Raw genomic sequence first — 19,539 nt, 5'->3', positions numbered from 1 at the left:
GAACGAAAGCCGGTAGCCACCGTGCCCCCTCCGCCGACGCCCCCCGCCCCGCCCCCCGCCGGCGCGCGGGAGCGGCCGCTGCACGTCGTGCAGGTGCTCAGCGACGCCGGCGCCGAACCCGGCGGCCACGTGCGCTCGCTGGCCGCCGGACTCGTCGCGCGCGGGGTCCGCGTCACCGTGTGCGCGCCGCCCGCCGCGGGCCCCGCGCGGGAGTTCGCGGGCGCCGGGGCCCACTTCGCCTCCCTGCCGGTCCGGCGCCGGGCCCGCGCGCTGGCGGTGCTGCGCTCGGTCAGCGCCCCGGCGGACGTGATGCACGCGCACGGGCTGGGCGCCGGACTGCTCGCCGCGCTCGCCCTGCGCGGCCGGGACGGGGTGGCGCTCGTCGTCACCTGGCACGCCCGCGCCCGGCTGGTCGGCGTCCCGGCTCCGGCCGTGCGGCTGCTGGAGCGCCGTGTCGTGCGGGCCGCGCGGGTGGTGCTCGGCGCCACCTCGGAACTGGTGGACCGGGCCCGCCGCCACGGTGCCCGGGACGCCCGGCTGGCGCCCGTCGCCCTCCCCGCGGCCGGAGACGGTCCCGTGGGCGCCCCGGGCGACGGCGAGGCCGCCACCGTCGCCCACGTGCTGAGCGTCTACGACGAACTGCGCGCGCCCTGACCGCGGCGGCCGGGGGCCGAAGCTCAGGCCGACGCGCGCACCACGAGCCGGGCCGGGGTGACGACCGGGGCCAGCGGGGCCTGAGCGCCGCCCTCCCCGGCGGCGCGCCCGTCCGGCTCCGTGCGTTCGTTCGGCTCCGTGCGTCCGTCCGCGTCGGCGGGCCGGCCGTCGTCCGCGTCGCCACCGCCGTCGTGGGCGGCCCCCGCCACACCGAGCCGGCGCAGCAGCAGCCGGGCCATGATCGACCCCATCTCCTCGACGTCCTGGCGCACCGTCGTCAGCGCGGGCTCCGCCCACGCCCCCGGCGGCAGGTCGTCGTACCCGACCACGGCGACGTCCTCGGGCACCCGTCGGCCGCGCTCCCGCAGCGTGCGCAGCGCGCCGGAGGCCATCAGGTCGCTGCCCGCGAAGACGGCGTCCAGGTCGGGGGAGCGGTCCAGCAGTTCGGCCATGGCCCGCTCGCCGCCCTCGGCGGTGAAGTCCCCGTTCGCGACGAGCGCCGGGTCGGCCTCGGCCACGCCCAGCGCGTCCCGGTACCCGGCGAGCCGGTCCAGCGCCGAGGTCATGTCCAGCGGTCCGGTGATGACCGCGACGCGGCGGCGGCCGCGGGCGAGCAGGTGCGCCACGGCCTGCCGGGCGCCGCCGCGGTTGTCGGTGTCCACGTACAGCAGCCCGGGGTCGTGCTCGGCGCCCGCCCACCCCGGGCGCCCGCCGAAGACGGTCGGCAGGCCGGAGGCGGCCGTCATCGAGGGCAGCGGGTCGTCGCCGTGCAGCGAGAACAGCAGCGCCCCGTCCACGTGCCCGCCCGACAGGTACCGGCCGATCCGCTCGTGGTCGGCCGGCCCCTCGGACAGCAACAGCAGCAACTGGGTGTCGTGCCGGGACAGCTCGCGGCTGATACCGCGCAGTTGGCGGGCGAAGAACGGGTCCGAGAACACCCGCGTCTCCGGCTCCGCGATCACCACGGCGACCGCGCCGGTGCGGCGCGTCACCAGCGAGCGGGCCGCCTGGTTGGGGACGTAGCCCAGGGCCGCGACGGAGGCGCGCACCCGCTCCCTGACCTCGGCCCGCACCCCGGCGCCGCCGTTGATCACCCGTGAGACGGTGGCCCGGGAGACCCCCGCGTGGGCGGCGACCGCCTCCAGCGTGGGCCGCGCCCCGGACGCGGTGGACGGCGCCGGGGCGCCCGGCGCGGACACCGTGCTCTGCTCCTCCTTCACCCGCCCGCCGCCCGTTCCGTCAGCCGCCGTACGCGCCGGACGCGGTCAGCCGCAGCGCGGTGTCGATCAGCGGCACGTGGCTGAAGGCCTGCGGGAAGTTGCCGACCTGCCGCTTGAGCTTGGGGTCCCACTCCTCCGCGAGCAGCCCCACGTCGTTGCGCAGGGACAGCAGCCGCTCGAACAGTTGCCGCGCCTCGTCGACCCGGCCGATCATCGCCAGGTCGTCGGCCAGCCAGAACGAGCAGGCCAGGAACGCGCCCTCGTCGCCCTCCAGGCCGTCCACCCCGGTCTCCACGCCCAGCGTCGGGTAGCGCACCACGAACCCGTCCTCGGTGGACAGCTCCCGCTGGATGGCCTCGATGGTGCCGATCACGCGCTTGTCGTCCGGCGGCAGGAAGCCCATCTGCGGAATGAGCAGCAGCGAGGCGTCCAGCTCCTTGGAGCCGTAGGACTGGGTGAAGGTGTTGCGCTCCTTGTCGTAGCCCCTCTCGCACACGGTGCGATGGATCTCGTCGCGCAGGTCGCGCCAGCGCTCCAGCGGCCCGTCCACCTCACCGGACTCGATGAGCTTGATGGTGCGGTCCACCGCCACCCAGGCCATCACCTTGGAGTGCACGAAGTGGCGGCGCGGCCCGCGCACCTCCCAGATGCCCTCGTCCGGCTCGTCCCAGTGGTCCTCCAGGTAGCGGATGAGCTTCAGTTGCAGCAGGCTCGCGTAGTCGTTGCGGGCCAGGCCCGTCATGTGCGCCAGGTGCAGGGCCTCGGTGACCTCGCCGTAGACGTCGAGCTGGAGCTGCCCGGCCGCGCCGTTGCCCACCCGCACCGGCTTGGAGCCCTCGTAGCCGTCCAGCCACGTCAGCTCCGTCTCGCCCAGCTCGCGCTCGCCGGCGATGCCGTACATGATCTGGAGGTTCTCCGGGTCGCCCGCCACGGCGCGCAGCAGCCACTCCCGCCAGGCCCGCGCCTCGTCGCGGTACCCGGTGCGCAGCAGCGAGGACAGGGTGATCGCCGCGTCGCGCAGCCAGGTGAAGCGGTAGTCCCAGTTGCGGACGCCGCCGATGTCCTCCGGCAGCGAGGTGGTCGGCGCCGCGACGATGCCGCCCGTGGGCGCGTAGGTGAGCGCCTTGAGCGTGATCAGCGAGCGGATCACGGCCTCCCGGTAGGGGCCGTGGTAGGTGCACTGCCCCACCCACTCGCGCCAGAACTCCTCGGTGTTCTCCAGCGCGGTGAACGGCTCGGGGTGCGGCGGGGGCTTGAGGTGCGAGGCCTGCCAACTGATGGTGAACGCCACCTTGTCACCGGGGGCGACGGTGAAGTCCGCGTACGTCGTGAGGTCCTTGCCGTAGGTCTCGACGTCGGTGTCCAGCCACACCGAGTCCGGCCCGGCGACGGCGACGGTGCGGTGGTCCACCTTGTGCACCCACGGCACCACCCAGCCGTAGGAGAACCGCATGCGCAGCGCGGAGGACATGGGCACCCGGCCGCTGACGCCCTCGACGACGCGCACGAGCTGCGGGGCGCCGTCGCGGGGCGGCATGAAGTCCGTCACCCGGACGGTGCCGCGGTCGGTGTCCCACTCGGACTCGAGGATCAGCGAGTCCCCGCGGTAGCGCCGGCGCGTGGCGGGCTGCGGTTCGGCCGAGCCCACCGGCGTCGGTCCGAGCCGCCAGAACCCGTTCTCCTCCGTGCCGAGCAGTCCGGCGAAGACGGCATGCGAATCGAAACGAGGCAGGCACAGCCAGTCGGCGGTGCCGTTGCGGCAGATCAGGGCAGCGGTCTGCATGTCCCCGATGAGTGCGTAGTCCTCGATGCGCCCGGCCACAGGCATCTCCAGTCGAACGGCGGTGACGCCCCCCGTGGGACGTACGAGATCTTGATTTCTGCCCTGCGAATATCCGAGCAGCATACGACGCCGGGCGGGGTGACCGCCCTGTCGTCACGATAGGCGGACTGCGGTCCTCAGGTCACATCGTCGGCCCACTTCGTCGGGTCACTTCGCCGGACCGCGCCCCGGCCGGCGGCCGCTCCGCCCCCGGGTCGGGCCCGGGGTGCGGGGGCGGGCGGTCCCGCCCGCCCCCGCACGGGGCCCGCTGCGGCCGGCCCCGCCGGACCGCCCGCGCCCGGCGGGGTCGCCGGACGGCTGATACCCTGGTAGCCCGTGGAGCGGAGGGTGCTGCGTCCCGCACGACAGGCCCCCGAACCCCAGGCAGCGGCACCCCGGCTTCGGCCCCGGCGGGCGCCGGTGCGCACCCCACCTCGCGACCACGGGAGCCCCCTCTTGGCCATGCCACCCAAGTCCATGACGACCAAGCACATCTTCGTCACCGGGGGTGTCGCGTCCTCGCTCGGCAAGGGCCTGACGGCGTCCAGCCTGGGCGCACTGCTCAAGGCCCGCGGCCTGCGCGTGACGATGCAGAAGCTGGACCCGTACCTCAACGTCGACCCCGGCACCATGAACCCGTTCCAGCACGGCGAGGTGTTCGTCACCAACGACGGCGCCGAGACGGACCTGGACATCGGCCACTACGAGCGCTTCCTGGACGTGGACCTGGACGGCTCGGCCAACGTCACCACCGGCCAGATCTACTCCTCGGTGATCGCCAAGGAGCGGCGCGGCGACTACCTCGGCGACACCGTCCAGGTGATCCCGCACATCACCAACGAGATCAAGCACCGCATCCGCCGCCTGGCCGGCGACGACGTGGACGTGGTGATCACCGAGGTCGGCGGCACCGTCGGCGACATCGAGTCGCTGCCGTTCCTGGAGGCCGTGCGCCAGGTGCGCCACGAGGTGGGCCGCGACAACGTCTTCGTCGTGCACATCTCCCTGCTCCCCTACATCGGCCCCTCCGGCGAGCTGAAGACCAAGCCGACCCAGCACTCGGTGGCCGCGCTGCGCAACATCGGCATCCAGCCCGACGCCATCGTGCTGCGCGCCGACCGGGAGGTCCCCACCGCCATCAAGCGCAAGATCTCGCTGATGTGCGACGTGGACGAGGCCGCGGTGGTGGCCGCCATCGACGCCAAGTCGATCTACGACATCCCCAAGGTGCTGCACGGCGAGGGGCTGGACGCCTACGTGGTGCGCCGCCTGGACCTGCCCTTCCGCGACGTGGACTGGACCCAGTGGGACGACCTGCTCGGCCGCGTCCACCAGCCCGACCACGAGGTGACCGTCGCGCTGGTCGGCAAGTACATCGACCTGCCCGACGCCTACCTGTCGGTGACCGAGGCCATCCGCGCGGGCGGCTTCGCCAACCGCACCCGGGCGAAGATCAAGTGGGTCACCTCCGACGAGTGCCGCGCGCCCGGGGCCGCCGAACGCCTCCTGGGCGACGTGGACGCCATCTGCATCCCCGGCGGCTTCGGCGAGCGCGGCGTGGAGGGCAAGGTCGAGGCCATCCGCTACGCCCGCGAGAACGGCGTGCCGCTGCTGGGCCTGTGCCTGGGCCTGCAGTGCGTCATCGTCGAGGCCGCCCGGAACCTGGCCGGCATCGAGGGCGCGAACTCCACCGAGTTCGACCCCGCCGCCGCGCACCCGGTGGTCTCCACGATGGCCGAGCAGCTCGACATCGTCGCCGGGGACGGCGACATGGGGGGCACCATGCGCCTGGGCATGTACCCGGCCAAGCTCGCCGAGGGCTCCATCGTGCGCGAGGTCTACGGCGGCGAGCCCTACGTCGAGGAGCGGCACCGGCACCGCTACGAGGTGAACAACGCCTACCGCGGTGAGCTGGAGAAGGCCCAACTGGTGTTCTCCGGCACCTCCCCGGACAACAAGCTCGTGGAGTACGTCGAGTACCCGCGCGAGGTGCACCCCTACCTGGTCGCCACCCAGGCCCACCCCGAGCTGCGGTCCCGGCCCACCCGCCCCCACCCGCTGTTCGCCGGGCTGGTCAAGGCCGCCGTCGAGCGCCGGCAGGGGGCCCGGCGGTGACGGAGCGGCTCGTCGACACCCCCCAGGAGTGGCGCGTCACCGACACCGCGACGCCCTTCACCGGCGCCAAGACCGGCGTGCGCACCGACCAGGTGGTCATGCCCGACGGCTCCACCTCCGGCCGCGACTACCAGACGCACCCCGGCTCGGTGGCCGTGCTGGCCCTGGACGACGACGACCGGGTGCTGGTGATCAAGCAGTACCGGCACCCGGTGCGGCACAAGCTGTGGGAGATCCCGGCCGGCCTGCTGGACGTGGCGGGGGAGAACCCGCTGCACGCCGCACAGCGCGAGCTGTACGAGGAGGCCCACGTCAGGGCCGGGGACTGGCGTGTCCTGACCGACGTGTACACCAGCCCCGGCGGCTCCGACGAGGCGGTGCGCGTCTTCCTCGCCCGGGACCTGTCGGCGGCCGAGGGCGCCCGCTTCGAGGTCTTCGACGAGGAGGCCGACATGGAGCTCGCCCGCGTCCCCCTGGCGGAGCTGGTGCGCGGCGTCCTCGCCGGGGACCTGCACAACACCTGCCTGGCGGTCGGCGCGCTCGCGCTCCACGCCGCCCGCACCTCCGGCGGCCTGAGCACGCTCCGCCCGGCGCTCGCGCCGTGGCCCGCGCGGCCCTACCCGCAGGGGTGAACCCCGGCCCCGGCGGCCGGTCCGCGCCCCACCGCCCCGCGTGCGCGCGGGGCGGTGGCGGCCGTCACCGGGCCGGACGCCCCGGACCCGCCGCCGATGCGGTGAAGCGGGCGGCCCCGGCGCCTGTCGCTGCCGCCGCGGGCGAGCGCCGCTGCACTACGCTCGGCGCGTGACGGATCAGGCGCTGCACCACGGAGCCGAGGCCGGGACACCGGCGTTCAGCGGACGCGAGCGCGAGCTCGCCGCCCTGCGCGAAGACGTCGGACGGGCCGGTCTCGACACGCTCGCCGGGCGCCCCGCGCCCCGTGCCCGCGTCCTGCTCATCGCCGGTGAGCCCGGCTCCGGGCGCACCGCGCTGGCCGAGGAGTTCGCCCGCCGCACCGCCGCCGACCACCCCGACGGCGTGCTCAGGGCCCGGCTGACCGACCCCGGCGGCCTGCCCGTCCCCGTGGAACGCGTCGCCCGCGACCTGCTGGACGCGCTGGCCGTGCCCGCCCCGCCGGGCGCCGGCGGCGACGAGCTCACCGAGGCCCTGCGAGCCGCCCTGCGCGGCCGCAGGGCCCTGCTGCTCCTGGACGACGTCGCCGCCGCCGAGCAGCTCACCGAGGTGCTCCCCGACGACCCCGGCTGCCTGGTCGTCGCGACGGCCGAGGGCCCGCTCAGCGGCGTCGCGGACGTGCGGCCCTGCACGCTCGGCGGCCTCGACCCCGCGGCCGCCGTCGCGCTCATCGCCCGCCGCGCCGGGTCCGACGTGCGCATCACCGTGGACCCGCGCGCCGCCGAGCTGCTCGCCGAGAGCTGCGCGGGCCACGCCGCCGCGCTCACCCTGGCCGGCGGCTGGCTGGCCGCCCACCCGCACGCCTCCGTGCTGGACGCGGCCCGCACCGTCGCCCGCACCGAGGGCGAGGGCACGCCGGTGGAGCGCACCTTCCGGCTGGTGCGCGCCTCCCTCGGCGCCTCCGCGGCCCGCCTGCTGCGCCTGCTGTGCCTGGCGCCGGACGGCTACGTGGACGCCCCGCTGGCCGCCGGGCTCGCCGGCTGCGGCGTCCATGCCGCCGGCGCCTGGCTGGCCGACTTCGCCCGCTACGGGCTCCTGCACCCGCTGCCGGGGGACGCCTACCGCGTCCCCGGCTGCCTGGACCCGCTGCTGCGCGCCGAGCTGGCGGCCGCCGAGCGCCCCGCCGAGCAGCAGCTCGCCCGCGCCCGGCTGCTGGAGCGCGCGGTGCGTCAGCTGCACGCCTGCTGGGCGGTGACCGAACCGGCCGGGTCGCCGCCGCGCCGGGAGCTGGCCGGGCAGCCCCGTCCGCTGCGCTTCGAGACGGCACGCGAGGCCGCGGCGTGGCTGGACTCGCGGCTGCCCGCGCTGCTGGCCGGGGCCCGCCTCGCCGTCGCCGACGGGGAGCTGGACACCCTCGCCCGGCGCTTCATCGCCGCGCTGGCCCGCGCGCTCAACGCCCACCGCCCGCCGGAGCGCACGGCGCCCGAGCAGTACCGCCTGCACGAGCTGGTGCTGGACGTGGCCGAGCGGCGCGCTCTGCACCGCGAGCGGGCGGCCGCCCTGCTCAACCTCGGCGACCTGGACGCCTGGACCGGGCGGCTGCCGGTCGCCCTGGACCGCTACCGGGCGGCACTGGCCGCCGTCCGCGCCGACGGCGGTGGCGACACCGAGGCGGCGGTGCGGGCCATGGACTCGCTCGGCGGCACCTACGCAAAGCTGACCGACTGGTCGCGCGCCGCCGACTGGTACGGGCGGGCGCTCGCCCTGTGCCAGAGCCTGGGCGACCAGGAGGGCGCCGCCCGGCTGCACGGCCGGCTGGGCGCGGCGCACCTGTACGCCGGGCAGTGGGGGGAGGCGCTGCGCTGCTGGCGGGCGGCGGCCGGGGCGTACCGGCGGCTGCGGAACGCGCACGGCCACGCGCGGGCGCTCGGCGAGGTGGCCCGCGTCCAGGAGTACGCCGGGCGTCCGCACGACGCGCTGCGCACCGGCTACCTGGCGCTGGAGCGGGCGCGCGAGGCCGGGGACGTCCGGCTGGAGGCGGCGCTGTGCCTGCGGTTGGCCGACGCCTGCGCCCGGCTGGGCGACACCGGTGGGTCCGCCGCCCACCGGGCGGCCGCCGGGCGGCTGCTCGCCCGCCCGGACGCTGCCGACGCCCCGGGGCCGGCCCCGGCGGCCGTGGGGCGGCCCCGGGGGGAGGCGCCGCCGGACCGGCCGGAGGCCCCCGAGACCGGCGGCGCGGAGCCGGGCGGGCCGGCCGCCGCCTTGGGGGGCGGCGTCGCGGCGGGGGAGGGGCCGGGCGGGGCGCGCACGCCCGTCGCGGCGGGCGCCGAAGCGCCGGTGACGGGCCCCCCGGAACCGGTCGACGGTGCCCCCACGTGACCAGATGCCTGCGAAATACATAGTGATCGCGGAAGAGATTCCTGCTTTGTAAGGCTGGACAGGGCGCGCTCCTTCATTAGACTGGCAGGGCCGTGGTCATCTGACTGCTACCCGGCCGCTTCCGCTTTGTCGCCCTTATGCTGATGTATGGGCTGATGAGGGAGCCGGATGGGCCCGGCGTCCGCCAGCACCCCCGAAGTCAAGGACCGTGATCGACGTGAAGGTCGGTATCCCCCGCGAGGTCAAGAACAACGAGTACCGCGTGGCCATCACGCCGGCCGGCGTGCTCGAACTCACCCGCAACGGCCACCAGGTCTACGTGGAGCAGAACGCCGGTGCCGGCTCCTCCATCGCCGACGAGGAGTACGTCGCCGCGGGCGCCACCATCCTCGACACCGCCGACGAGGTGTGGGCCACCGCCGACCTGCTGCTGAAGGTCAAGGAGCCGATCGCCGAGGAGTACCACCGGCTCCGCAAGGACCAGACGCTGTTCACCTACCTCCACCTCGCCGCCTCCCGCGAGTGCACCGACGCCCTGCTGGAGTCGGGCACCACGGCCATCGCCTACGAGACGGTCGAGACGGCGAACCGCGCGCTGCCCCTGCTGGCCCCGATGTCCGAGGTGGCCGGGCGCATCGCCCCGCAGGTCGGCGCCTACCACCTGATGCGCTCGGCCGGTGGCCGCGGGGTGCTGCCCGGCGGCGTCCCCGGCGTGCACGCGGCGCGCGCGGTGGTCATCGGCGGCGGCGTCTCCGGCTGGAACGCCACGCAGATCGCCGTCGGCCTCGGCTTCCACGTGACGCTGCTGGACAAGGACGTCAGCAAGCTGCGCGAGGCCGACAAGATCTTCGGCACCCGGGTCCGCCCGATCGCCTCCAACGCCCTGGAGCTGGAGAAGGCGGTGCTGGAGGCCGACCTGGTCATCGGCGCGGTGCTCATCCCCGGCGCCAAGGCCCCGAAGCTGGTCACCAACGAACTGGTGTCGCGGATGAAGCCGGGAAGTGTCCTTGTCGACATCGCGATCGACCAGGGCGGCTGCTTCGAGGACTCCCGTCCCACCACGCACGCCGAGCCCACCTTCGGGGTGCACGACTCGGTGTTCTACTGCGTCGCCAACATGCCCGGCGCGGTGCCCAACACCTCCACCTACGCGCTGACCAACGCCACGCTCCCCTACATCCTGGAGCTGGCCAACCGGGGCTGGGCGGACGCGCTGCGCCGGGACGCCGCGCTGGCCAAGGGCCTCAACACCCACGACGGCAAGGTCGTGTACGGCCCGGTCGCCGAGGCGCACGGCCTGGAGCGGGTCGAACTGGCCGACCTCATCGGCTGACCCGGTCTTCGCGCGCCCGCGCTCCCCGCGGTGCCGCGTCAAGGCCGGTGGTCCACATCACCGGCGCCACGGCCCCGGCCGGACCACGCAGTTCCCGTGGTCCGGCCGGGGCCGTTCCCGCTGCCGGCGCGCGACGGCGCCCGGACCGCCCGGGGCGACTCGCGGAGAACGTGACCGTTCAACCGATTCGCGTGCCCCGGGTGGCCTCCATGCGGACCCGTTACGCCCTTGACAAGCGGGTGTTCGGTTCCCGACACATCGCGCCGACTCCGTCGGTTTGTGTTGCTGCGGACTGCCGACTCGCCATAGAGTCACCAAACATCGGCATGGCGCCACACTGACCTGTCTAGAAATTTCCTGGTCGGCAAGGAGGTAAGACGACTTGTGAATAAGTCGACATTCACTCCCGGGGGTGGTCAACCAGGAACGCCCGCGCCGGGCCGGGATCTCGCCGGGCGGGGGGCTGTCGGCTCCGTCGCTGTCCGCACCTTCACCGCACACCAGGACTCCTCGACCATGACAGCCCACCAGAGCCAGCAGGCCCACCACGGCACGGACGGACCGCAGGGGGACGCCGGAAGCGGCCACCTCCCCGGGGGGTTCGCCGAGCACGCCGAGCTTCCGGAGGGTCACTTCTACGACCCCGACGCGGAGTTCGAGCCCGACCCGGAGTACGCCGCCACCCTCGCCCCCGACGCGGCCCGCCAGCGCCGCGAGCGCATCGGCCCCACCGGCCGTCCGCTGCCCTACTTCCCGATCCCGGGCCCGGTCAGCGAACACGGGCCCGCGAAGATCATCGCGATGTGCAACCAGAAGGGCGGCGTCGGCAAGACCACCTCGACCATCAACCTCGGCGCCGCGCTCGCGGAGTACGGACGCCGCGTGCTGCTGGTCGACTTCGACCCGCAGGGCGCCCTCTCGGTCGGTCTCGGCGTCAACCCGATGGAGCTCGACCTCACCGTCTACAACCTGCTCATGGAGCGGGGCATGTCCAGCGAGGAGGTGCTGCTGAAGACGGCCGTCGCGGGCATGGACCTGCTGCCCAGCAACATCGACCTCTCCGCCGCCGAGGTGCAGCTCGTCAGCGAGGTGGCGCGCGAGTCCACCCTCCAGCGCGCCCTGGAACCGCTGCTGCCGGACTACGACTTCGTCGTCATCGACTGCCAGCCCTCGCTCGGCCTGCTGACCGTCAACGCGCTGACCGCGGCGCACAAGGTCATCGTCCCGCTGGAGTGCGAGTTCTTCGCGCTGCGCGGCGTCGCGCTGCTGACGGAGACGATCGAGAAGGTGCAGGAGCGGCTCAACCCGCAGCTCGAACTCGACGGCATCCTGGCCACGATGTACGACTCGCGCACCGTGCACAGCCGCGAGGTGCTGGCCCGCGTCGTCGAGGCGTTCGACGACAACGTCTACCACACGGTCATCGGCCGCACCGTCCGCTTCCCCGAGACGACGGTCGCCGGCGAGCCCATCACCACCTACGCCTCCAACTCCGTCGGCGCCGCCGCCTACCGCCAGCTCGCCAGGGAGGTGCTCGCCCGGTGCCACGCCGAGTGAGTCTCCCGGCAGCCGACGAACTGTTCCGCACGACCGGCGGCCCCGGGGTCCAGCCCTCCTCGCCCCAGCCGAACCCGGCCGCCCCGCCGACCGAACACGGCCGGCAGCCGCCCGCCGCCCCGGCCGAGCAGCAGCCCGCCGCCGATGAACACAGCGGACGCGGCGCCCGCCCGGCCCGCCCGGCGGTGCCCGGGCAGCCCGGCGGTGCCGGAGCCGCGTCCCGCGGCGGCGCGCCGAACCGGGGCGGAGCCGTCCGGCAGAGTGCCGGAGGCGGGCAGTCGCGGCGCCGCAGCGCCCCGCGCCGGCCCAGCGGCCGGGAACGGCACGACGAGAAGATCACCGTCTACGTCTCCGCCGAGGAGCTGATGGACCTGGAGCACGCGCGCCTGGTGCTGCGCGGCGAGCACGGACTGGCCGTCGACCGCGGGCGCATCGTCCGCGAGGCGGTGGCCGTCGTCCTCGCCGACCTGGAGTCGCGCGGCGACGCCAGTATCCTGGTGCGCCGCCTGCGCGGTTGACGCCGGGCCCGCCGCCGGGCCCCGCGCCCGCCGCGCCGGTACGCCGGGCCGCGCGGAGCGGCTGGCGTCCCCGGCCCCGTCGCGGGCGATAGGGTGCGGTCGCGATGAGCCCGCCCGAACCGCCCGCCCCCGCAGCCCGACCCGCCCGACGGGCCCTGGGGCGCGGCGTGCCCGCGGCGCCCCGGCCGCCCGAGGAGGCGCTCCCGTACCGGTCGGCACCTGCGGCGGCTCCCGCGCCACCGGGTCCGCCGCCCGCGCCACCCGAACCGCCCCCGCCCGCCGCGCCGCCGGGACCGCGCGCGCCGGAGGGCGAGGCGCCCCGTGCGGACCGCGGCGAAGGCGACGAGGCGGAGGCCGACGGGCGGTTCACCGTCGTGCTGGACAACTTCGAAGGCCCCTTCGACCTGCTCCTCCAGCTCATCTCCAAACACAAGCTGGACGTGACCGAGGTGGCGCTCTCCCGGGTCACCGACGAGTTCATGGCGCACATCAGGGCCATGGGGCCGGACTGGGACCTGGACCAGACCACCGAGTTCCTGGTCGTCGCCGCCACCCTGCTCGACCTGAAGGCCGCCCGGCTGCTGCCGTCCGCCGAGGTCGAGGACGAGGCCGACCTCGCGCTGCTGGAGGCCCGTGACCTGCTGTTCGCCCGGCTCCTGCAGTACCGCGCCTACAAGCGGGTCGCCGACATCTTCGCGGACCGCCTGGCCGCCGAGGCCCGCCGGTACCCGCGGACGGTGGGCCTGGAGCCCCACCACGCCGAGCTGCTGCCGGACGTCGTGATCCGGGTTGGCCCGGAGGGCTTCGCCCGGCTCGCGGTGAAGGCGATGCAGCCCAAGCCGAAGCCGCGCGTGTACGTGGACCACATCCACGCGCCGCTGGTCAGCGTGCGCGAGCAGGCGGAGGTCGTCGTGGCGCTGCTGCGCGCCCGGGGCACGGCGAGCTTCGCGGAGCTGACCGAGGACGCCGGGGACACCCTCACCGTCGTCGCCCGCTTCCTGGCCCTGCTGGAGCTGTACCGGGAGCGGGCCGTCACCCTGGAGCAGAGCGAGGCGCTGGGTGCCCTCACCGTGCGCTGGAGCGGCGGCGACCGGGAGGCGCCGCACGTCACCGACGAGTTCGACCGCGAGCCCCGGCCCGAGGACGGGCCGGGGCGGCAGGAGGCAGGCCGACCATGAGCGAGCGAAGCGCCGCACCCGCCGCGGACGCCCCGGCCGGGGCGTCCCGGATCGCCGAGCTGGCACTCGGGCCCGCCCTGGAGGCGGTGCTCATGGTGGCCGACGAGCCCGTGGCCGAGGAGCACCTCGCCCGGGTGCTCCAGCGCCCCCGGCGGGCCGTGGCCGACGCGCTGCGGGCCCTGGCGGACGACTACGCGCGGCAGGGGCGCGGCTTCGAGCTGCGGTACGTCGCCGGGGGCTGGCGCTTCTCCACCCGGGCCGAGTACGCCGACGCCGTCGAGGGCTTCGTCCTGGACGGTCAGCACGCGCGGCTGACCCAGGCCGCGCTGGAGACGCTCGCCGTCGTCGCCTACCGCCAGCCGGTCAGCCGCTCGCGGGTCTCGGCGGTGCGCGGCGTGAACTGCGACGGCGTCATGCGCACCCTCCTCCAGCGGGGGCTGCTGGAGGAGGCGGGCACCGAACCCGAGACAGGTGCGATCCTGTACGTGACGACGCACTACTTCCTGGAGCGGATGGGCCTGCGCGGTCTGGACGAGTTGCCGGAGCTCGCGCCCTTCCTCCCCGAAGCGGACGCGGTCGAGGGCGACAGCCAGGAGGGCGTGCCGTCGTTCGAGGTAGATGCAGACGACGATGACAGCGGCGACGCTCGGACGTAAGACGGATCACATGCGAAGCAGCGGCAGGAACAGCAACCGGAACAACCGGGGCGCGGGCAGCGGCCGCGACGACCGGCGGCGGAGCGGCAGCGGCCGTCCGCGCCCGGAGGAGCGCCGCTACCCGACGGCGGGCTCGGGCGGCGGCGCGCCGGGCGGCAAGGGCGGCAAGAGCCCGGGCGGCCAGGGCGGCCAGGGCAGCCAGGGCAGCCGGGGCGGTCAGGGCGGTCAGGGGGGCAAGGGCGGCCCGGGCGGCGGCCCGAAGCCCGGCGGCCGGAGCCAGGGCGGCGGGGGCAAGCCCGGGAGCCGGGCCCAGGGTGGTGCCCGGCGTCCCCGGCGCAGCGCGCCCGCCCGCTCCCGCGAGTACGACGCGCAGGTCGAGGAGCGCAACCGCGCCCGGCACGACAAGCCGGACCTCAAGCTGCCCAAGACCTTCGACGGGGACGAGCCCGACGGCGAGCGGCTCCAGAAGGTGCTGGCCCGCGCGGGCATGGGCAGCCGCCGCGCCTGCGAGGAGCTGATCGACCAGGCGCGCGTGGAGGTCAACGGGCGCGTCGTGCTGGAGCAGGGCCTGCGGGTGGACCCGGAGAACGACGAGATCAAGGTGGACGGGCTCACCGTCGCCGCCCAGTCCTACCTGTTCTTCGCGCTGAACAAGCCCGCCGGCGTCGTCTCCTCCATGGAGGACCCCGAGGGCCGTCAGTGCCTGGGCGACTACGTGCAGAACCGCGAGACGCGGCTGTTCCACGTGGGCCGGCTGGACACCGAGACCGAGGGCCTGATCCTGCTCACCAACCACGGCGAGCTGGCGCACCGGCTGACCCACCCCCGCTACGGCGTGACCAAGACCTACCTCGCCGCGATCCAGGGCCCCATCCCGCGCGACCTGGGCAAGCGGCTCAAGGACGGCATCCCCCTGGAGGACGGCTACGCACGCGCCGACCACTTCAAGGTGGTGGAGAACACCGGGAAGAACTACCTGGTCGAAGTCGCGCTGCACGAGGGCCGCAAGCACATCGTGCGGCGCATGCTGGCCGAGGCGGGCTTCCCGGTGGACCGCCTGGTGCGCACCAAGTTCGGCCCGATCCCGCTGGGCGACCAGAAGTCGGGGTGGCTGCGCCGCATGACCAACACCGAGGTCGGCATGCTCATGCGTGAGGTCGGCCTCTGACATGCGGACCGCGCTCGTCATCGGCACCGGCCTGATCGGCACCTCCGCCGCGCTGGCGCTCACCGCCCGCGGCGTCACCGTGTACCTGCGCGACCGGGACACCGAGCAGGCCCGCACCGCGGCGGCGCTGGGCGCCGGCACCACCGAGCCGCCGCCGGGCCCGGTGGACCTGGCCGTCGTCGCCGTGCCGCCCGCCACCGTCGCCGCCGTGCTGGCCGAGACCCAGCGCGCCGGGGCGGCCCGCGGCTACCTGGACGTGGCCAGCGTCAAGGGCGGCCCGCGCCGCGAACTGGCGGAGCTGGACTGCGACCCGCGCACATACCTGGGCACGCACCCCATGGCGGGCCGCGAGCAGTCCGGGCCGCTGGCCGCCACCGAGGACCTCTTCGAAGGCCGCCCGTGGGTGCTCACCCCCACCGCCCAGACCGACACCGAGGTGCTGAACCTGGCACTGGAGCTGGTCGCGCTGTGCCGGGCGGTGCCCGTCGTCATGGACGCCGACGCCCACGACCGGGCCGTCGCGCTCGTCTCGCACACGCCCCAGCTCCTGTCCAGCCTGGTCGCCGCCCGGCTGGAGGCCGCGGACGAGACGGCGGTGCGGCTGTGCGGGCAGGGCATCCGCGACGTCACCCGCATCGCCGCGTCCGATCCGCGCATGTGGCTGGACATCCTCTCCGCCAACCCCGGCCCGGTCGCGGACGTGCTCGCGGCCGTCGCGAGCGACCTGACCGAGACCGTGCGGGCCCTGCGCGCGCTGGAGTCGGCCGACGACGCCAAGCGCGGCGCCGGGGCCGACGGCATCGAGGACGTGCTGCGCCGCGGCAACTCCGGGCGCTCCCGCATCCCGGGCAAGCACGGGCAGACCCCGGCGGCGTACGCCACCGTGGCCGTGCTCATCAGCGACCGGCCCGGCGAGCTGGCCCGGATCTTCGCCGACGCGGGGCAGGCGGGCGTCAACGTCGAGGACGTGCGCATCGAGCACGCCACCGGGCAGCAGGCCGGGCACGTGCAGCTCATGGTCGAGCAGACCGCCGCCCCACGGCTCACCGAGGTGCTGCGGGAGCGGGGCTGGGCGATCCGGCGGGCGTGAGCCGGCGGCGGCCGCCGCGTCCGGCGCCGGGAGCGGCCCCGGGCGCGGTGAGGCGGCCGTCCACTTCCCGGTAGCCTGGGGGCGGGGCAGGTCCCGCCCCGAGCACCCGCAGGCTCCAGAAAGGCCCTCTTCACCGTGGCTGCAACCGTTCAGGGCGCGACCCCCGTCCCCCCGGGCGCCCCGGCGCCCGTCGTCGTCGCGATCGACGGCCCCTCCGGCACGGGCAAGTCCAGCACCTCCAAGGCCGTCGCCGCCAAGCTCGGGCTCAGCTACCTGGACACCGGCGCCCAGTACCGGGCGATCACCTGGTGGATGCTCACCCACGGCGTCGACGTGCACGACCCCGCGGCGGTCGCGGCGGCGGCCGGCCGCCCCGCCATCGTCTCCGGCACCGACCCGTCCGCCCCGACGATCACCGTCGACGGCGTGGACGCCTCCGGGCCCATCCGCACCGCCGAGGTGACGGCGGCGGTCAGCGCGGTGAGCGCCGTGCCGCGGGTGCGCGAGGCCATCACCGCGCTCCAGCGCGGCATCGTCGCGGACGCGGCCGGCCGGCCGGGCGGCGTCGTCGTCGAGGGCCGGGACATCGGCACCACCGTGCTGCCCGACGCCGACCTCAAGGTGTTCCTCACCGCCTCGCCCGAGGCCCGCGCCGCCCGGCGCGGGGGCGAGCTGAAGGCCCGCGTGGGCGAGCAGGGCAGCGTGGACCTCGACGCCACCCGCGAGGCGCTGCTGCGCCGGGACGCGGCCGACTCCAGCCGCGCCACCTCGCCGCTGGCCAAGGCCGACGACGCGGTGGAGGTGGACACCACCGACCTCACCCTGGACCAGGTCGTCGAGTGCGTGGTCACCCTCATCGAGGACAAGCGGCGCACCGGCGCCGAAGAGGGGCAGCGCACGGCGTGAGCGAACACGGCAGGCCGCTGCCCAGCGCACGCGGCGCCCGGACCGGCCGGCGCATCGGCATCGGCCTCATCCACGGCCTGTGGCGGCCGCGCGTGCTCGGCACCTGGCGGATACCGGTGACCGGCCCCGTCATCCTGGCCGTCAACCACGCGCACAACGTCGACGGCCCGGTGCTGATGGGCACCTGCCCCCGCCCCGTGCACTTCCTGATCAAGCAGGAGGCGTTCGTCGGCCCGCTGGGCTGGTTCCTGCGCGGTATCGGGCAGGTGCCGGTGGACCGGTCCACGGCCGACCGCGCCGCCGTCACCGCCGCGCTGGGCGTGCTGGAGCGCGGCGGCGCGCTGGGCATCTTCCCCGAGGGCAGCCGGGGCGCCGGGGACTTCGCCGCGCTGCGCGCGGGGCTGGCCTACTTCGCCGTGCGGTCGGGCGCCCCGGTCGTGCCGGTGGCGGTGCTCGGCAGCTCCGGGCGGCGCGGCACGGCGATACCCGCCCTGCCGCCGCTGCGCAGCCGCATCGACGTCGTCTTCGGCGACCCGGTCTCCGTCGGCGGGGGCCGGCGGACCCGGACGGTCATGGACGAGGCCACCGAGCGGCTGACGGAGCGGCTGGGCGCGCATCTGACCGAGGCCAGGCGGCTGACCGGCCGCTGAGCCCCCCCTTTTCCGCCAGCGCCCGCGCTGGCCACGCCAGTACAGCTTTCCAGCAAGGACAGGACCTCATGGACGACCAGATCAGCTCCGGCGACGAGCACGGGCACGGTGAGCTCGGCGACGCCGAGTACGCGGAGTTCATGGAGCTTGCCGCCCAGGAGGGCTTCGCCGCCGAGGACGTCGAGGGCGCCCTCGAGGACGCCGGGCACGGACCGCTGCCGGTGCTCGCCGTCGTGGGCCGCCCCAACGTCGGCAAGTCCACCCTGGTGAACCGCATCATCGGCCGCCGCGAGGCCGTCGTGGAGGACCGCCCGGGCGTGACCCGGGACCGCGTCACCTACGAGGCCGAGTGGGCGGGCCGCCGCTTCAAGGTGGTGGACACCGGCGGCTGGGAGATCGACGTCCTCGGCATCGACGCCGCCGTCGCCGCGCAGGCGGAGTTCGCCATCGAGGCCGCCGACGCGGTGGTCTTCGTGGTGGACGCCGCGGTGGGCGCCACCGACACCGACGAAGCCGTGGTCAAGCTCCTGCGCCGGGCGGGCAAGCCCGTCGTGCTGTGCGCCAACAAGGTCGACGGCCCGTCCGGCGAGGCGGACGCGGCGATGCTGTGGTCGCTGGGCCTGGGCGAGCCGCACCCCGTCTCGGCGCTGCACGGACGCGGCACCGGCGACATGCTGGACGAGGTGCTGAAGGCGCTGCCCCAGGCTCCGGCCCAGACGTTCGGCACCCCCCTGGGCGGGCCGCGCCGCGTCGCCCTCATCGGCCGTCCCAACGTCGGCAAGTCCTCCCTGCTGAACAAGGTGGCGGGGGAGGAGCGCGTCGTCGTCGACCAACTGGCGGGCACCACCCGCGACCCGGTCGACGAGCTGATCGAACTCGGCGGCAAGACGTGGAAGTTCGTGGACACCGCCGGCATCCGCCGCCGTGTCCACCTCATCGAGGGCGCCGACTACTACGCCTCCCTGCGCACCGCGGCGGCGCTGGAGAAGGCCGAGGTCGCCGTCGTCCTGCTGGACGTGAGCGAGTCCATCAGCGTGCAGGACCTGCGCATCATCTCGATGGCCGTGGACGCCGGGCGCGGCCTGGTGCTGGCCTACAACAAGTGGGACACCCTGGACGACGAGCGCCGCTTCTACCTGGAGCGCGAGATCGAGCGGGATCTGGTGCAGGTGCGGTGGGCGCCGCGGGTCAACATCTCCGCACGCACCGGACGGCACGTCGAGAAGCTGGTCCCGGCCATCGAGACGGCGTTGGAGGGCTGGGAGACCCGGGTGCCCACCGGGCGCCTGAACGCCTTCCTGGGCGAGCTGGTGGCCGCCCACCCGCACCCGGTGCGCGGCGGCAAGCAGCCGCGCATCCTGTTCGGCACCCAGGCCGGCACCCGGCCGCCGCGGTTCGTGCTGTTCGCCTCCGGGTTCCTGGAGGCGGGCTACCGGCGCTTCATCGAGCGGCGGCTGCGCGAGGAGTTCGGCTTCGCCGGGACGCCGATCCACCTGTCGGTACGGGTGCGGGAGAAGCGCGGCAAGCGCTGAGACGACGGCCGCCGCACCGCGAGGGGGCCGGTGCGGCGGCCGTCGTCGGCGCGTGCGGCCGAAACCCCGCCCAGGCCGCCCCGTCGGCGGATGCCGGGGCCGCCGGCCGGTGCCGCGGGCGGCTACCGCCG

Annotated in this window: 16 protein-coding genes; 14 read left to right on the top strand and 2 right to left on the bottom strand. The window is 75.3% G+C overall.

Going from position 1 to position 19,539, the window contains the following annotated elements; genetic code table 11:
- Positions 1 to 21: 21 nt before the first annotated feature.
- Positions 22 to 654, top strand: a complete 633-nt coding sequence (locus tag OSB71_RS16420; protein ID WP_323055299.1) for a glycosyltransferase — start codon at positions 22 to 24, stop codon at positions 652 to 654.
- 23 nt (positions 655 to 677) lie between these two features.
- Here the strand turns inward: OSB71_RS16420 and OSB71_RS16415 are convergent, their stop codons facing one another.
- On the bottom strand, positions 678 to 1,853 hold the full coding sequence (locus OSB71_RS16415) for a LacI family DNA-binding transcriptional regulator (RefSeq protein ID WP_265948830.1): 1,176 nt from the start codon (positions 1,851 to 1,853) through the stop codon (positions 678 to 680).
- A 40-nt stretch (positions 1,854 to 1,893) separates the two neighbouring features.
- A complete protein-coding gene (locus OSB71_RS16410) occupies positions 1,894 to 3,702 on the bottom strand; it encodes a glycoside hydrolase family 15 protein (RefSeq protein WP_265948829.1) in 1,809 nt (602 codons plus the stop codon).
- 456 nt (positions 3,703 to 4,158) lie between these two features.
- Here OSB71_RS16410 and pyrG point away from each other — a divergent pair, with 456 nt between their 5' ends.
- The 13 genes from pyrG to der all read left to right on the top strand — a co-directional run bounded on the left by pyrG (position 4,159) and on the right by der (position 19,408).
- Positions 4,159 to 5,811 (top strand): CTP synthase, encoded by a 1,653-nt coding sequence (gene pyrG / locus OSB71_RS16405; protein ID WP_265948827.1) that lies wholly within the window; start codon positions 4,159 to 4,161, stop codon positions 5,809 to 5,811.
- Positions 5,808 to 6,443 (top strand): NUDIX domain-containing protein, encoded by a 636-nt coding sequence (locus OSB71_RS16400; protein WP_265948826.1) that lies wholly within the window; start codon positions 5,808 to 5,810, stop codon positions 6,441 to 6,443. The genes pyrG and OSB71_RS16400 overlap by 4 nt, the downstream gene beginning before the upstream one ends.
- A gap of 169 nt (positions 6,444 to 6,612) precedes the next feature.
- Positions 6,613 to 8,820: a tetratricopeptide repeat protein gene (locus OSB71_RS16395; protein ID WP_265948824.1), complete on the top strand. Its 2,208-nt coding sequence runs from the start codon at positions 6,613 to 6,615 to the stop codon at positions 8,818 to 8,820.
- A gap of 217 nt (positions 8,821 to 9,037) precedes the next feature.
- The gene (gene ald, locus OSB71_RS16390) at positions 9,038 to 10,153 is read left to right on the top strand and encodes an alanine dehydrogenase (RefSeq protein ID WP_265948857.1); all 1,116 of its coding nucleotides are present in this window, start codon (positions 9,038 to 9,040) and stop codon (positions 10,151 to 10,153) included.
- A 384-nt stretch (positions 10,154 to 10,537) separates the two neighbouring features.
- Positions 10,538 to 11,710 (top strand): ParA family protein, encoded by a 1,173-nt coding sequence (locus OSB71_RS16385; protein WP_265948822.1) that lies wholly within the window; start codon positions 10,538 to 10,540, stop codon positions 11,708 to 11,710.
- Entirely contained in the window at positions 11,707 to 12,228 is a 522-nt protein-coding gene (locus OSB71_RS16380; protein WP_265948821.1) for a hypothetical protein, read from the top strand. The genes OSB71_RS16385 and OSB71_RS16380 overlap by 4 nt, the downstream gene beginning before the upstream one ends.
- 104 nt (positions 12,229 to 12,332) lie before the next feature.
- The gene (locus OSB71_RS16375) at positions 12,333 to 13,406 is read left to right on the top strand and encodes a segregation and condensation protein A (protein ID WP_265948820.1); all 1,074 of its coding nucleotides are present in this window, start codon (positions 12,333 to 12,335) and stop codon (positions 13,404 to 13,406) included.
- On the top strand, positions 13,403 to 14,062 hold the full coding sequence (gene scpB / locus OSB71_RS16370) for an SMC-Scp complex subunit ScpB (protein WP_265948819.1): 660 nt from the start codon (positions 13,403 to 13,405) through the stop codon (positions 14,060 to 14,062). The genes OSB71_RS16375 and scpB overlap by 4 nt, the downstream gene beginning before the upstream one ends.
- A 10-nt stretch (positions 14,063 to 14,072) precedes the next feature.
- A complete protein-coding gene (locus OSB71_RS16365) occupies positions 14,073 to 15,230 on the top strand; it encodes a pseudouridine synthase (protein ID WP_265948818.1) in 1,158 nt (385 codons plus the stop codon).
- A gap of 1 nt (position 15,231) precedes the next feature.
- On the top strand, positions 15,232 to 16,320 hold the full coding sequence (locus OSB71_RS16360; protein ID WP_265948817.1) for a prephenate dehydrogenase: 1,089 nt from the start codon (positions 15,232 to 15,234) through the stop codon (positions 16,318 to 16,320).
- Positions 16,321 to 16,455: 135 nt separating this feature from the next.
- Positions 16,456 to 17,226 (top strand): (d)CMP kinase, encoded by a 771-nt coding sequence (gene cmk, locus OSB71_RS16355; protein ID WP_265948815.1) that lies wholly within the window; start codon positions 16,456 to 16,458, stop codon positions 17,224 to 17,226.
- Complete coding sequence (locus OSB71_RS16350) at positions 17,223 to 17,876, top strand: lysophospholipid acyltransferase family protein (protein ID WP_265948814.1); 654 nt, start codon at positions 17,223 to 17,225, stop codon at positions 17,874 to 17,876. Before cmk ends, OSB71_RS16350 begins: the two co-directional genes overlap by 4 nt.
- Positions 17,877 to 17,944: 68 nt before the next feature.
- On the top strand, positions 17,945 to 19,408 hold the full coding sequence (der, locus tag OSB71_RS16345) for a ribosome biogenesis GTPase Der (protein ID WP_265948813.1): 1,464 nt from the start codon (positions 17,945 to 17,947) through the stop codon (positions 19,406 to 19,408).
- Positions 19,409 to 19,539 lie beyond the last annotated feature (131 nt).

The sequence above is a fragment of the Streptomyces marinisediminis genome (assembly GCF_026262575.1).
Lineage (GTDB): Bacteria > Actinomycetota > Actinomycetes > Streptomycetales > Streptomycetaceae > Streptomyces > Streptomyces marinisediminis.
The sequence above is the reverse complement of the archived record's forward strand: the minus strand, read 5'-3'. Positions and strand labels throughout refer to the sequence as shown.

What these genes read in the sequence shown, in the direction of transcription:
- OSB71_RS16410 (WP_265948829.1), bottom strand. Translation starts at nt 3,702, where the DNA reads ATGCCTGTGGCCGGGCGCATCGAGGACTACGCACTCATCGGGGACATG.
- pyrG (WP_265948827.1), top strand. Translation starts at nt 4,159, where the DNA reads ATGCCACCCAAGTCCATGACGACCAAGCACATCTTCGTCACCGGGGGT.
- OSB71_RS16375 (WP_265948820.1), top strand. Translation starts at nt 12,333, where the DNA reads ATGAGCCCGCCCGAACCGCCCGCCCCCGCAGCCCGACCCGCCCGACGG.
- scpB (WP_265948819.1), top strand. Translation starts at nt 13,403, where the DNA reads ATGAGCGAGCGAAGCGCCGCACCCGCCGCGGACGCCCCGGCCGGGGCG.
- OSB71_RS16365 (WP_265948818.1), top strand. Translation starts at nt 14,073, where the DNA reads ATGCGAAGCAGCGGCAGGAACAGCAACCGGAACAACCGGGGCGCGGGC.
- OSB71_RS16360 (WP_265948817.1), top strand. Translation starts at nt 15,232, where the DNA reads ATGCGGACCGCGCTCGTCATCGGCACCGGCCTGATCGGCACCTCCGCC.
- der (WP_265948813.1), top strand. Translation starts at nt 17,945, where the DNA reads ATGGACGACCAGATCAGCTCCGGCGACGAGCACGGGCACGGTGAGCTC.